The following is a 13,418-nucleotide window of genomic DNA, read 5'->3' as shown; positions in this document are numbered from 1 at the left end:
CTTGTCTTCGTCGGCGCTCATCAATCTCTGTTGAACGTGATATAGCTGGCTTCGATCCTTCGAGGCAGTAGGCTTGCCACAAAGCGGCCATGCGCTGAGCGCAAGGCTCGCGAAAATGCGCGAAATCCACTGCTCAAATTCGCAGCAATCGTTCTGATTGATGTCTGAGAAGGGGTTTCCCGCGCTGTTCCGGCATCGGGATGTCGTCCCTGACATGCGCAGAGGCCTATGGCCGCCACCGCTGATGCACTGCAGAATTCGGGTTGCGTGATCGTGGCAGCGCCGCGTCCGGTCGGGCGCTGACGCTCGGTCCCATCCCGAAGCGCGGCTGCCCGGTTATCGGTAGAAGCGAATATGCTATCGCTCAGGATTATCTATGCTTGGCTTGTAATCGGACCAGGGAGAACCGCCGATGCAGACACAGCAGATCGCGGCCGGATCGAAGCCGGTCCCGCAGACGCAGATGGTTCCGGCGAGCGCGCCGTCCGGGCGCAGGGCATCAAGCGCGCCGGCGCCGCTGCACGCGGCCAAACGGGCGGAAAGGCTCGGGCAGGTAGAAGCCAAGCTGGACAGCCTCACCGATGTGATCGCGGGGATCTGCTCTGCGATTTCCGATCTCGGCCGGAATGCGGCACGCCAACTCTCCACGGCGGCACAGCCCGCCTTGCACAGCAGTGCCCAGGCTGAGGCGCCGTCAGGCGGGCGAAATCTGGAAGAGGCCGGGCGGGTGATCTTCGGACTGGCATCAGAGCTCGGAAGGCAGTTTCAGACTGTCTGCGACAGATCGGCAGAATTCGCCAAACTCAGCGCTGAGCGTCAGGCCATGCTGACGGCCCAGCAGGCGACGTTGCTATCGTTGCCGACCGGCCCGTCATCACCGGCGGCGAACATCGCGCAGGACAAGCCCACGATGGAAGAGAAGATGGCCGTTGCCAAAGATGCTTTCGATCAGCTGTCTGCCGGATCAGGAACCGCGCCGGAGCAGAAGTGCGCTGAGGCAGGAATGGGGCGCAGCCGTCGCGCCAGAGCGCGTCAGGCAAAGCAGAAAGCGCAGCAGGCGCTGAAAGAGCGGGCGGCCTTTCTGCCCGTCGCCAATGCAAGGATTGCCGCTCTTGAGAAAAAGCTGAAACAGCTTGTCGACGAGGACAGAAAGCGCGAGGCAGAAGCGGAGGAACTGTATGAGAGAGTGATGGGGCAGAAGGAATTCGGGCGTGCCAAGCAACTGGCGGCAGTCGGCGTGCATGATGACGAGACCGCGGATGCGCTTGATGTGCTTCTGGAGCGGAATCTCGATGAGCGTGCGCTCGGTATCAATACCGTGCTCGAGGAACTGGCCGAGCTCAGGGGCAAACGCGATTTCATCCTTGCCGAACAGGGCGCGGCTTTGCCCGAGGGAGGGCCGTCGAAACAGCCGGCCTGAAAGCTGGCGGTGGGCCCGGTTTCCCGGCAAGAACAGACCCCGTACCGCAGCGCGGGGTCTGCCGGTCAATGTCAGGCTGGATAGCGCGAGGCATACCAGGCCCTAAACAGGGCGTACTGGTTCTCGATGTGGCGGCGCTGCGCCGGGTTCAGTTCGTCCGTCGCGTTGAAATGCAGCGCATATCTGGCGTCACCATTCAGTACCATCAGATACTTGTAGTGAAGCACGAGGTCGGGACCTTCGTCATAGGTCGACAGCACCATCAGTGCATCTTCCAGTTCGCGGGCATCGCGGCGGGCGGCGGCATCGCCGGTGGCGGCCTTTTCGCACAGAGCCACGAGGTGCAGCACTTCCTTCGGCAGGGCATTGCCGATGCCGGTAATGGCGCCGACGGCACCGCAATTGACGAAACCGTGGAACACACCGGTATCGACGCCGATCATCAGGCTCAGCGAATCATCCCCGGTGGTGATGTTTTCCGCCGCATAGGTCATGTCTGCCTTGCCGCCGAATTCCTTGAAGCCGACGAGATTGGCATATTGGGCGCGCAGATCGAAGAAAAGGTCTGCGCGCGTGGCAAATCCGTAATAGGGGCTGTTATAGATCACCGCCGGCAGGCCATTGGCGGCCTCGAGAAGCGCGGAAAAATGGGCCTTCTGGGCGCTGAGCGAGGAACCGCGCGACAAAACGCGCGGGATCAGCATCAGACCTTTGGCGCCGACCCTGGCGGCGTGAGCTGCGTGACTGGCAGCCGACTTTGTGTTGACGGCACCCGTGCCGACAATCACCGGAACGCCAGCCTTGACGAGCGCTTCAACGCCCTGTTGGCGTTCTTCATCCGTCAGCAGCGGCCAGTCGCCCATCGAACCGCAATAGACAACGGCGGACATGCCAAGGGCGATAAGTTCCTTGCCCTTTTCGGCAAGTGCATCGAAATCCGGCGTGCGATCGGCATGGCAAGGCGTCATCAGCGCCGGCATGCATCCCTTGAAAACTGAATTGCTCATGATTGTCCCGTCGTCTTAAGGCCCGAAAAGGCGGGCTTTTCTTCACTTTCTTCGTCATTAACAGTCAGCCGACGAATTGTCGACAAAAAAAATACAGAGATTTTGAGCTTGCCTGGCAGGCGCGTCCGCACCGGACAGGACACACAGAAAATGCCGGCGCTGAGGGCGGCCGGCATGATCGTCGAGCATTTTTTTAAGGAAAGGGCGATGCCGGTTTGCAGGCCGGAACGCCAAAAGACAAAAGGCAGAGCACTGTCTGGCTCCGGAGAACCGCGAAAGCGCTCTGCAATGGCCGTGTTCAGCTCAGCCCCAGAGAGCGGGCTCGGGCAGATACATTTTCGAACCTTCAAAGCGGATCGGATGTTCCCGATCGGCCGCGATCAACAGCGGTCCATCGAGATCGACAAAGGCGGTGTTTTGCCCCACCAGCATGGCGGGCGCCATGGCAAGCGAGGTGCCGAGCATGCAGCCGGTCATGATCTGAAAGCCCGCCTTCTCGGCTTCGGCCTTGAGCGCAAGCGCCTCCGTGAGGCCGCCGGTCTTGTCGATCTTGATGTTGATCGCGTCATATTTGCCGATAAGATCAGCCAGCGATTTCCGGTCATGGCAGCTTTCATCGGCGCAGACCGGGAGCGGGCGGGCGATATCTTTCAGCGCCTCATCCTTGCCAGCCGGCAGTGGCTGCTCGACCAGCTTGACGCCAAGGCGAACCAGTGTCGGGGCGAGTGCCCGATAGGCCTCGACCGACCAGCCCTCATTGGCATCGACGATGATATCGGCATTGGGGGCACCGGCGCGCACGGCCTCGATCCGTTCCAGATCGCCATCCGCGCCCAGCTTGACCTTCAAAAGCGGCCGGTGAGCGTTTTCGGCAGCCTGACTGCGCATTTTTTCCGGCGTTCCAAGCGAGATCGTGTAGGCCGTCATCAGCGGCGCCGGAGCATCAAGCCCGGCGAGCTGCCAGACTGGCTTGCCCGTCCGCTTTGCTTCGAGGTCCCAGAAGGCGCAGTCAAGCGCATTGCGCGCCGCGCCGCCCGGCAGCCGCGTCTGCAGGGCAATCCGGTCCATGCCGGCGGCGATGGCGCCTTCCAGCGCCATGATGTCGGCAATCACGCCATCGACGGTTTCGTTGTAGCGCGCATAGGGGACTGATTCGCCATGGCCGCGATGCGTTCCATCATCCAGTGTGACGGTGACGACGCGGATTTCCGTGCGGGAACCGCGCGCGATGGTGAAGCTTCCGGCAACCGGAAACACATCTTCGCGCGCGTGAAGCGTTACGCCGCTCATAGGGCAAGGAGCGCGTCGGCAAGACGCTTTGCGCCGTGGCGGAACGGATCAACCGTCGGCAGGCCCATGCGGGCTTCGGTTTCGGCGCAGATTTTCGCGGCGTCCTCATCCGACATGCCATGGGTGTTGAGCGAAATGCCGACAACTTCGCAGGCCGGATTGACCACGCGGGCAAGCTTCAGCGCGACGTCGCGCAGATCTTCCAGTGACGGCAGCTGATAGTCGGGCAGGCCGCGCATGTGCGGGCGGTTCGGCACGTGGCAGAGGACCAGCGCATCCGGCTGGCTGCCGTGGACGAGCGCCATGGTGACGCCGGAATAGGAGGCATGGAACAGGCTGCCCTGGCCTTCGACCAGGTCCCAGTGATCGGCGTCGTTTTCCGGGGTCAGATATTCCACCGATCCGGCCATGAAATCGGCGATGACGGCATCAAGCGGAACACCTTCGCCGGTGATCAGGATACCGGTCTGGCCGGTGGCACGGAAGCTGGCCTTGGCACCGGCTTCGAGCAGCGCCTTTTCAACGCAGAGTGCAGTATACATCTTGCCAACGGAGCAATCCGTACCGACGGCGAGCATGCGCTTTCCGGACCGCTTCTTGCCGTTGGCAATCGGGTACTTGACGGAGGGAACGCGAACATCATGCAGCGCCCGGCCGCATTCCTTGGCCTTGGCGGCAAGGTCAGCCTCATCGCGCAGCAGGTTGTGGAGGCCGGAGGCGATGTCGAGACCGGCTTCAAGCGCTTCGAGCAGAACGCTCTTCCAGGCCGGCGAAATGATACCGCCGCGATTGGCGACGCCGATGACGAGCGTCTTGACGCCCTTTTCAACGGCCTCTGAAATCGAAAGATCCGGCAGGCCGAGATCGGCATTGCAGCCATCAAGCTTCAGCTGACCGACCGCAAACTCGGGACGCCAGTCCTTGATGCCCTGGGCAACCTTGGCCGCCAGCTGGTCGGGCGCATCGCCCAGAAACAGAAGATAGGGAGTATTGATCATGCGTGTTCACCGTTACCCGATAATCGTGAGAAGCTTTGAAGTCTGAGCAATCCTGAAACACCGATCTTGCGCCGGAATGTCAGCGATTTCCAGATGCGAAGCCGATGCTGTGCCTTGCACCTGTTTCGCAAGGGCGCGCGTCAGGCAGTCTCTTCTGGAGCGTTGACATAGCGCGAGAGCATGGCTGTGGTCAAGTGATCCAGTCGTGGAATCATGCGTGGAATCGGCATAAATCGGGTGATTGGGCCAACATTTCATCACTTAGCAATGAAATCACCGAAAAATTGTCAATTATATGCAATTCCCGTCGCGCTGCCTGGGCGCCCGGAGGGGCTTTGCTGCGCGATCCTGCAGCCTCATGCATAAAAGTGTCAGAAAATTCGCTCTGACCGCTTGCCTCATCGTAAGGGCTGGTCTATAGAAGCGCCGCTGGTCACGGAGTGTAGCGCAGTCTGGTAGCGCACCTCGTTCGGGACGAGGGGGTCGCGTGTTCGAATCACGCCACTCCGACCATCATTTTCCCGAAATTTTCCCCCTTTACATCATCTGTTGTGGTGTGCGGTCACGGCGCGGCCGGAACGCGCTGCTCAATCCCTTTTGAGCGGTCGGAAACTCATGCGATGCAGCGGGCAGGCGCCGTGTTGACGTATGGCGTCAAGATGCGCCGCCGTACCGTAACCCGCATGTTTTTCAAAGCCATAGACCGGAAAAACCCGAGCTGCCTGATCCATCATCCGGTCGCGTGCGACCTTGGCGACGATGGAAGCGGCGGCAATGGAAAGCGAGCGGGCATCGCCCTTGATCACGGCGCTGGCCTGCATTTCGATATCCGGCGGCGTGTCGCGGCCATCGGTCAGCACCATATCCGGGGTGACGGCAAGGGCTTCGACCGCGCGGCGCATGGCATCAAGGCTGGCACGCAGAATATTGATCCGGTCGATCAGTTCGGGGCCGCTTGAGGCGATGGCAACGGTGGCATGTGTCATGATCTCGGCAAACAGAATGTCGCGTCTTCGGGCTGTCAGCTTTTTCGAATCATTGAGGCCCGGCGGAATATGGGCGGGATCCAGTATCACCGCCGCCGCCACGACCGGGCCGGCCAGCGGCCCGCGTCCGGCTTCATCGCAGCCGGCAATCAGCCGGAAACCGCGTCTGTGCGCCTGACGTTCAAGCGCAAGATCGGGCCCACCGGCGGGGATTTCAAAAAGGGTTGGAGAATCGGCTGGTTTGCGTGGTGACATGGCGCCATTTCACACAACCAGCCGATCTCCTGCAAGTCCCCAAAATGCGGCGGCAGGGGACTTCATCGGCCGGAAAGACAAGGGCGGCTTCCGGCCGGAAAGCAAGGGTCAGAACAGCGAAAGCTGGGTCCCTCCTGGATTGGGCGGGCAAAACAGGTCGTCGCGCAGCGCAATGCCGCGTTTCATCAAGCCGAGCCGCTTGGCTGTCATGTCGAAGCGGCGGGCAATCTGCCAGGCATAAGGTCCGCTGCCCTTCATCCGCCGGACAAATTCGGCATCGTAATCCTTGCCACCGCGCATGGAGCGGATCAGGCTCATCACGTGACGGAACCGTTCAGGGTAGTGCTCAAGCAGCCAGTCCTTGAACAACGGGGCGACCTCCAATGGCAGACGCAGCAGAATATAGCTTGCCTCAACGGCGCCGGCGGCCTTGCCACTGTCGAGAATGCGCTCGATCTCATGATCGTTGAGCACGGGGATTACGGGCGCCAGCGCTATTCCGACCGGTATGCCGGCGTCTGACAGAGCACGGATCACTTCCAGCCGGCGCGGCGGCGTTGCGGCTCGCGGCTCCATCAGCCGGGCAAGCTTGCGGTCGAGTGTCGTCACCGACATCATCACCTTGACCAGCCGCTTCTCGGCCATGGTCTGCAACAGGTCGAGATCACGCAGTACCAGCGCCGACTTGGTGGTGATCGTTACCGGATGGTTGGCGGCCGAGAGCACCTCAAGGATCTGGCGCATGATCCGCCATTCCTTCTCGATCGGCTGATAGGGATCCGTATTGGTGCCGATGGCAATGGTCTTCACCCGATAGCCGGGTTTCGACAATTCATTGGCAAGCTGGCGTGCCGCATCCGGCTTGGCGAACAGCCGGGTCTCGAAATCAAGGCCTGCCGAAAGCCCCATGAAGCCGTGGCTCGGCCGGGCAAAGCAATAGATGCAGCCATGTTCGCAGCCGCGATAAGGATTGATGGAGCGTTCGAACGGCACATCCGGAGATGTATTACGGGTAATGACCGTCCGGGATTTCTCGATCTGAACGTCGGTCTTGAGCGGCGCTGGCTTGTCATCGCGGTCCCAGCCATCATCAAAATGGGTCCGGTTCAGCACCTCGAAGCGGCCATCGGGGTTCGCTGTGGCGCCGCGCCCTTTGCGCCGGCCGCTGTCAATCAGCTCCAGGCCGGTTTCGGGTGAGAGGGAACCGGCCTCAAAAGCCGCATCAGGACTTGCCATCATGCGCACGACTTCATTCATCGGAACCTCCAAAGCAGCGTTTGTGAGACTCTGATAGCGGATTGACCGGAACAAAGCAAGAACATAGTGAAGAAACCCTTCACATTTCCGTCAAGCTCTGCATAAGAATAGACATGCTGACCGTCATTATCGAATGCAAAAATCAGGAGCCGGCGCTGGCGCACACGCTTTCCAGCCTCGTGACAGGGGCTGTCGAGGGGCTTGTCAGCGATGTCATCGTGCTGGATCACGGCTCCACCGATGGTACCGAGATCGTTGCGGAGGCGGCGGGATGCCGTTTTCACCGTGACTGGGATCTGAAAGCGGTGATCACCTCGGCGCGGGGCGACTGGGTGATGCTGGTGGAACCAGGTGCGCGGCCGCTGACCGGCTGGGTTGAAACGGTGACCGAGCATATGGCGCTGGAAGACCGGCCGGCGCGCTTCACCCATTCCAGCCGTTACCGGCGCTCATGGCTGACCGCGCTTTTCCGCCGCAAATGCCCGCTTGAAACGGGGCTGCTGATGCCGAAAAAGGTTGCGCTGCAAAAAGCCGAAGATTGCGGTTCGTCGCCTTTTGCTCTTGCGGGACGCATGAGCGCAAGACGCCTGTCCTGTGAGATCATTCCGGCCTGGGTGGTCGAGCGTGCGCGGGCGTGAGGCTGTCTCGCTGGCTCAGGTCTTTTTCCGCTTCAGGTGCTCGTCAAGGCGGGGCATGATTTCAACGAAATTGCAGGGCTGGTGACGATAGTCGAACTGCCCGCAGATAATGCCATCCCAGGCATCCTTGCAGGCACCGGGCGAACCTGGCAGCACGAATACGAAGGTGGTGCCGATCAGTCCGGCCGTTGCCCGTGACTGCACGGTCGATGTGCCGATCTTCTCGAAAGAAATGCGGTGGAAGATGGCCGAAAATCCATCCATTCGCTTGTCGAACAGCGGCTCGATGGCCTCCGGCGTGACGTCACGTCCGGTAAAGCCTGTCCCGCCGGTGGTCACGATCACGTCGATATCATCGCGCCCGGTCCAGCGAAGAACCAGTTCGCGGATCTGCTGGCTGTCATCGGGCAGGATCGCTCTTTCGCTCAGCAGATGTCCGGCGTCGACAATGCGCCCGGCAAGGGTGGCGCCGGAGCGGTCGTCCGTAAGCGTTCGGCTGTCTGAAACGGTCAGCACGGCAAAGCGCACTGGAATGAAAGGGCGGTCTTCGCCGGTCTTGCTCATGGTTGTTCTCCCGAACCCGTTCTGGTGGCCATCACAAACCAGTCCGGAAAGGCGTGCGCCAGCCGTTCGGCCGCTTCTGCTGCGGCAGCGCCGTCCTCATAAAGGCCGAAGCAGGTCGCCCCCGATCCCGACATCCGGGCAAGCTTTGTCCCGGTTTTCTCCAGCGCCTGCAAAACGGCGCCGATCTCCGGCAGCAGGGCAAGTGCCGGCACTTCCAGATCGTTGCGCCCGGCGGCAATCAGCGCCGGCCACCTCTCAGCTCCGGCGGCAGTAGGAATGGCGGGCAGGGGCGCGTTCTCGCGATGGGTCAGGGCGGCGAAGACGGCGGGCGTTGAAACCGGCGATAGCGGGTTGACCAGCACCATGTTCAGCGCCGGGAAATGCGCAAGCGTGGTCAGATCCTCGCCGATGCCGCGTGCCAGAAGCGGCCGGCTTGTCACGCACATCGGGCAATCCGCACCCAGCGCGAGGGCGGCCTGCGCCAGCCGCTCATGCGTAAGGTCGAGCTGCCAGAGCCGGTTGAGACCGCGCAATGTTGCCGCTGCATCGGCCGAACCGCCGCCGATGCCGGAGGCGGGCGGCAGGTTCTTTTCAAGATGGATGTGCACGGCTGCTGCGGTCCGGCCCTCTGCTGCAGCCAGGTCCTGCATGCAGGACCTGGCCCGGATCACCAGATTTTCGGCTTCTGCCGCCGGGCCTGAGGGAATGCGTTCGCCGAAACGGCCCGAAACCGTGAAACGGTCGTTATCGGCGCGGGTGAAGAACAGCTTGTCGCCCTTATCGGCGAAGGTCACAAGCGTGTCGATGAGATGATAGCCATCCGGCCTTCGCCCGGTGACGTGAAGCGCCAGATTGATCTTGGCCGGCGCGTCCTCGGCAAGGTCGAAGGCGTCAGCCGTCGTCATTGGGCCGTGGCCGGAGCCGGGTCATCGCTTGCCGGGCTCTGTGTGCTCCCGGCATTGGCGGCCTTCTTTGTGTCCGCTGCTGCAGGCAGGTCAGGCAGGCCATGGGCCAGCCGGTCCTTGATCTCGGGAATATCGTCAGGCTCGGGATCAAGGGAAAGCGCCTTGCTCCACTGATACATCGCTTCGAGCTTGCGCCCGTTGCGCCAGTAGGCATCGCCCAGATGGTAGTTGATCGTCGGATCCGAACTGTCGAGCTCCACGGCATGTTCCAGCTCGCTCATCGCGTCGTCATAGCGGCCAAGGCGGTAATAGGCCCAGCCAAGCGAATCGACGATGTAGCCATCGTCCGGCCGCTTGTCGACGGCCTTCTTGATCATGTCGAGGCCCTTGTCGAGATTGATCCCCTGATCGATCCAGGAATAGCCGAGATAGTTCAGCACTTCGGGCTGATCGGGATAGAGGTCAAGCGCCTTGAAAAAATTGGGTTCTGCCTTGTGCCACTGGTGCAGCCGTTCATAGGCGATGCCGCGCCGGTAGAAAATCCCCCAGTCATCGGTTGCAGGGACAGGGCCGATGACCTCGACGGCCTTGTCGAGCACCCGCGCCATATCCTCATATTGCTTGTCAGAGGAATAGATCGCCGAAAGCGCCAGATAGCCGCGCCGGTCACTCGGCGAAGCAGCGATCAGGTCTTCAAGCTTGGCCTTGGCCTCATCACCCTTTCCGGTATCGGCAAGCGCCAGCCCGCTCTGCAGCTCGGCAAGGCGGTATTGCGGTGCATCTGCAGGGATGCGGGAGAAATAGGACAGCGCCAGTTCCGGATCCTTGGCGTTGACCGCCAGCTGTCCCTGAAGGAACAGGGTGCCGGGATCACTCGGGTCAAGGGCTGCAGCAAGCGCGATATAGAGCGAAACGAGATCGTCAGCACTGCCCTGATTGAGAGCCGCGCCCAGCATGAAGAAGGCGCTGGCGCCGCCGGCCTCGATCGAGGCGACCTTGCCGTCGATCGTCACGCCATTATTGATCTGGTCGCGCAGCGGTGTCAGTACGGCGTCGTTGAGCCCGTAACCTTCAGCAACCGAGACGACGTCGAGCGCCTTCTGCGTGTTGCCGGCGGCCTGTTCGATGGCGGCAAGGGCGGTCACGATCTTCAGCAATGTATCGGGGGCGGCGCGCACGCCGGCCTCATCGAAAAGCGCATTGTTGTAATAGCTGCGCGCCTTGTCGGTCAGGCCGGCCTGATCGGCAATGGCTCCGGCGGTATAATTGGCGAAAACCTTGTACCAGTCGGGTCCCTTGAGCCCGTCGAGACTGGCGAGCGCGCCATCGACATCACCCTTGCCAGCCATGGCCCAGGCGGAAACGAGATTGGCGGCCAGCCGGTCAATGTCGCTGTCCTTGTAGGTGCCGAGCTGCTTGAGCGCCTCGTCATATTTGCCGCGCTTGAAGCTGTCGAGGCCGCGCGCCAGGGAAACGAGCGGCGCAAGCTGGATATTGCCGCCAACATTGGAGGCTTGTGCCGTCGCCCCTTCGATGTCACCGCGAAACATCAGGGCGACAAACAGCTGGCTGTTGGTGCCCGGATCGTCCGGAGAGAATTGCAGGGCGCGGCGAAAGAATGCGATGGCGTTTTCAAGGTCATTGTCGCCGGCGGCCATCTGCCCTGCCAAAAGCGCACCGGCAAAGCTGTTGGCCGTCATCGACATGGCCTCGGCGGGCGTCACCGGGGCCGTATCCGCGCTGGCAATGGCGGGCCAGCCAAGCGCAAGGGCAAGCGCGGCGGTCGTCAGGAGCCGTCTGGAGCCAATGTTGAAACGGCGCTTGCTATCCATCAAATTTTCTCTCCACAGGTGCTTTCGGGGCTTTCGGCTTTCTTGCGGCCTGAAGACGGCAATATTCCGGCAGGTCAGCTTATTCGCGCGATACAGAAGTCGATGACGTCCGTCAGCGCCTGCCTGATCGGCGAGGGGGGCAGCACCGAAAGGGCCGAACGTGCCTCTTCACCATATTCGAGGGCACGGGCAATCGTGTCTTCCAGGGCGCCGTGCCTGGCAATCAGATCTTTCGCCCGGGCGAGTGCCTCGTCATCGTTATGCCCGTCTTCCATTGCTTCGCGCCAGAAGGCTTTCTCGTCGGCGGTGCCGCGTGCATGGGCCAGAATCACGGGCAGCGTGATCTTGCCCTCGCGGAAATCATCACCGGTATTCTTGCCGAGATCGGCGCTGGAGCCGCCATAATCCAGCACATCATCCACCAGCTGAAATGCGAGACCGAGCGCCATGCCATAGTCACGCAGCGCCGTGCGGGCGGCTGGCGGGGCATTGGCGATGATCGGGCCGACTTCGGCAGCGGCTGCGAAGAGCTCTGCGGTCTTGCCGCGAATCACGCTGATATAGTCAGCCTCGGTGGTCTCCATCTTCTTGGAAACCGCGAGCTGGAACACTTCGCCTTCGGCAATCACGGCGGCGGCGTTGGAAAGCACGGCGAGTGCATCCATCGAACCGGCATCAACCATCATCTTGAAGGCCTGGCCGAGCAGGAAGTCGCCAACCAGGACGCTGGCCTGGTTGCCCCAGATCATCCGAGCCGAGGATTTGCCGCGTCTCAGATCGCTTTCATCGACCACATCGTCATGCAGCAGCGTTGCCGTATGCATGAATTCGACGCTGGTCGCCAGAAGCACATGTCCTTCACCGGAATAGCCAAACAGCGATGCGGCTGCCAGGGTCAGCATCGGCCGCAGACGCTTGCCACCGGATGAAATCAGATGGTTAGCCACTTCTGGAATCATCTGGACATCTGAACCGGCCTTGGACAGGATGAGATTGTTGACACGCTCCATATCCGCCTTTGTCAGGTCAACAATCGGCTTTATGGATGCGGGTTGTTCGGTTTTCTTGGCTAGCGGTGTGACGACGCCCAAGGCTGATCGCTCCTGTTAACGTAATTGTCGCTGACAATAGGGAGGCCGCCCTGATGCGACAAGAGGCAAATTGTTTCGTTACGCTCAAATCTTGGAGAAGTTCTTGTCTTTGATCAACCTCATGCGCACAAATGACGCCGTGCTGTTGAGCCTTGTGGAAAGCCTGCTGAAAGAGGCCGGAATTCACTTTTTCGTTGCCGATCAGGCCATGTCCCTGACAGAAGGGTCGCTCGGCCTTCTGCCGCGCCGGCTGATGATCGATGATCAGGATCTAGAAGAGGCGCGCGCGCTTTTGATTGATGCCGGGCTGGAAAAGGAACTGCGCCAGGCATGAGTGGGGCTGTGGCAATCATCGAAGAACATGAAACGGTCGACGCCTTTCACCGTGGTGCCTTCTATCTGGTGCAGCCGAAAGGACGAGGTCATCGCACGGGCATGGATGCCATGCTGCTGGCCTCGATGGTGACGGGCAACGGGGCGATCCGCGTTGCCGATCTCGGTGCGGGTGCGGGCGGCGCGGGCCTGGCTGTTGCCGCGCGATTGCATGAGGCCCGTGTCAGCCTGTTCGAGCGATCGCCCGATATGGCCGGCTTTGCCCGAAAGACGCTTGCCCTGGCCGAAAATGCAAGGATTGCCGGGCGTGTGGCGCTGTTTGAAGCCGATGTGACCCTGCGTGGCGCGGCGCGCAATGCTGCCGGGCTCGTGGATGACAGTTTCGATCATGTCATCATGAACCCTCCGTTCAACGACGCGCTAGACCGTGCCACGCCCGATCCGCTGAAACGTGACGCCCATGCGATTGCCGGAGATCTCTTCGAAGACTGGATCCGCACGGCCGGGGCGATCTTAAAGCCGTCCGGCACGCTGTCGCTGATCGCCAGGCCGCACTCCATTGCCGACATCATCGCCGCCTGCGGAAAGCGTTTCGGCGGGCTTGAGATGACGCCGGTTCATGCCCGCGCCGGCGAAAATGCCTTCCGCATTCTGGTCAGCGCGGTCAAGGGATCGCGGGCGCGACTGCAATTGCGCAGTCCACTTGTTATGCATGCAACCTCCGGTCATGCTTTTGCCGCTGATGTCGATGATCTCAACAATGGCCGGGCGGCTTATTCGCGCATGTAATGGCGAGATTCCTCTCTGTGCATTTCTGCTCTTGTCTTTGACGCGAAAGCCCA

Annotated in this window: 13 protein-coding genes and 1 tRNA gene; 5 read left to right on the top strand and 9 right to left on the bottom strand. The window is 61.2% G+C overall.

Features of this window, described 5'->3' with window-relative positions; translation table 11 throughout:
• Positions 1–412: 412 nt before the first annotated feature.
• The gene (locus tag HCK86_RS13060) at positions 413–1,420 is read left to right on the top strand and encodes a hypothetical protein (RefSeq protein WP_176084926.1); all 1,008 of its coding nucleotides are present in this window, start codon (positions 413–415) and stop codon (positions 1,418–1,420) included.
• A gap of 71 nt (positions 1,421–1,491) precedes the next feature.
• Here the strand turns inward: HCK86_RS13060 and HCK86_RS13055 are convergent, their stop codons facing one another.
• The 3 genes from HCK86_RS13055 to dgcN all read right to left on the bottom strand — a co-directional run bounded on the left by HCK86_RS13055 (position 1,492) and on the right by dgcN (position 4,715).
• On the bottom strand, positions 1,492–2,427 hold the full coding sequence (locus tag HCK86_RS13055; RefSeq protein WP_176084925.1) for a dihydrodipicolinate synthase family protein: 936 nt from the start codon (positions 2,425–2,427) through the stop codon (positions 1,492–1,494).
• A gap of 303 nt (positions 2,428–2,730) precedes the next feature.
• A complete protein-coding gene (dgcA, locus tag HCK86_RS13050) occupies positions 2,731–3,717 on the bottom strand; it encodes an N-acetyl-D-Glu racemase DgcA (RefSeq protein ID WP_176084924.1) in 987 nt (328 codons plus the stop codon).
• Positions 3,714–4,715 carry an N-acetyltransferase DgcN gene (dgcN, locus tag HCK86_RS13045; RefSeq protein ID WP_176084923.1) on the bottom strand — a complete coding sequence of 334 codons (1,002 nt, stop codon included), beginning with the start codon at positions 4,713–4,715 and terminating at the stop codon, positions 3,714–3,716. The genes dgcA and dgcN overlap by 4 nt, the downstream gene beginning before the upstream one ends.
• A gap of 436 nt (positions 4,716–5,151) precedes the next feature.
• On the opposite strand from dgcN, the gene HCK86_RS13040 reads away from it, so the two are divergent.
• A tRNA-Pro gene (locus HCK86_RS13040) sits at positions 5,152–5,228 on the top strand.
• A gap of 74 nt (positions 5,229–5,302) precedes the next feature.
• Here the strand turns inward: HCK86_RS13040 and HCK86_RS13035 are convergent.
• Positions 5,303–5,956 carry a ribonuclease HII gene (locus HCK86_RS13035; RefSeq protein ID WP_176084922.1) on the bottom strand — a complete coding sequence of 218 codons (654 nt, stop codon included), beginning with the start codon at positions 5,954–5,956 and terminating at the stop codon, positions 5,303–5,305.
• A gap of 108 nt (positions 5,957–6,064) precedes the next feature.
• Entirely contained in the window at positions 6,065–7,195 is a 1,131-nt protein-coding gene (locus HCK86_RS13030; RefSeq protein ID WP_246739609.1) for a PA0069 family radical SAM protein, read from the bottom strand.
• A gap of 131 nt (positions 7,196–7,326) precedes the next feature.
• Here HCK86_RS13030 and HCK86_RS13025 point away from each other — a divergent pair, with 131 nt between their 5' ends.
• Positions 7,327–7,851: a glycosyltransferase gene (locus tag HCK86_RS13025; protein ID WP_176084920.1), complete on the top strand. Its 525-nt coding sequence runs from the start codon at positions 7,327–7,329 to the stop codon at positions 7,849–7,851.
• A gap of 15 nt (positions 7,852–7,866) precedes the next feature.
• Here the strand turns inward: HCK86_RS13025 and moaB are convergent, their stop codons facing one another.
• The 4 genes from moaB to HCK86_RS13005 all read right to left on the bottom strand — a co-directional run bounded on the left by moaB (position 7,867) and on the right by HCK86_RS13005 (position 12,243).
• Complete coding sequence (gene moaB / locus HCK86_RS13020; protein ID WP_176084919.1) at positions 7,867–8,415, bottom strand: molybdenum cofactor biosynthesis protein B; 549 nt, start codon at positions 8,413–8,415, stop codon at positions 7,867–7,869.
• Positions 8,412–9,320 (bottom strand): 4-(cytidine 5'-diphospho)-2-C-methyl-D-erythritol kinase, encoded by a 909-nt coding sequence (locus HCK86_RS13015; RefSeq protein ID WP_176084918.1) that lies wholly within the window; start codon positions 9,318–9,320, stop codon positions 8,412–8,414. Before HCK86_RS13015 ends, moaB begins: the two co-directional genes overlap by 4 nt.
• Complete coding sequence (locus tag HCK86_RS13010; RefSeq protein ID WP_176084917.1) at positions 9,317–11,152, bottom strand: tetratricopeptide repeat protein; 1,836 nt, start codon at positions 11,150–11,152, stop codon at positions 9,317–9,319. Before HCK86_RS13010 ends, HCK86_RS13015 begins: the two co-directional genes overlap by 4 nt.
• A 74-nt stretch (positions 11,153–11,226) precedes the next feature.
• A complete protein-coding gene (locus HCK86_RS13005) occupies positions 11,227–12,243 on the bottom strand; it encodes a polyprenyl synthetase family protein (protein ID WP_246739592.1) in 1,017 nt (338 codons plus the stop codon).
• Between the two features lie 109 nt (positions 12,244–12,352).
• On the opposite strand from HCK86_RS13005, the gene HCK86_RS13000 reads away from it, so the two are divergent.
• Positions 12,353–12,577, top strand: a complete 225-nt coding sequence (locus HCK86_RS13000) for a DUF2007 domain-containing protein (protein ID WP_176085135.1) — start codon at positions 12,353–12,355, stop codon at positions 12,575–12,577.
• Positions 12,574–13,365: a methyltransferase gene (locus HCK86_RS12995; RefSeq protein WP_176084915.1), complete on the top strand. Its 792-nt coding sequence runs from the start codon at positions 12,574–12,576 to the stop codon at positions 13,363–13,365. The genes HCK86_RS13000 and HCK86_RS12995 overlap by 4 nt, the downstream gene beginning before the upstream one ends.
• Positions 13,366–13,418 lie beyond the last annotated feature (53 nt).

Source organism: Martelella sp. HB161492 (genome assembly GCF_013184775.1).
In the GTDB taxonomy this organism is placed as follows: Bacteria; Pseudomonadota; Alphaproteobacteria; order Rhizobiales; family Rhizobiaceae; genus Martelella.
This window is presented reverse-complemented; position numbering and strand designations above follow the sequence as displayed.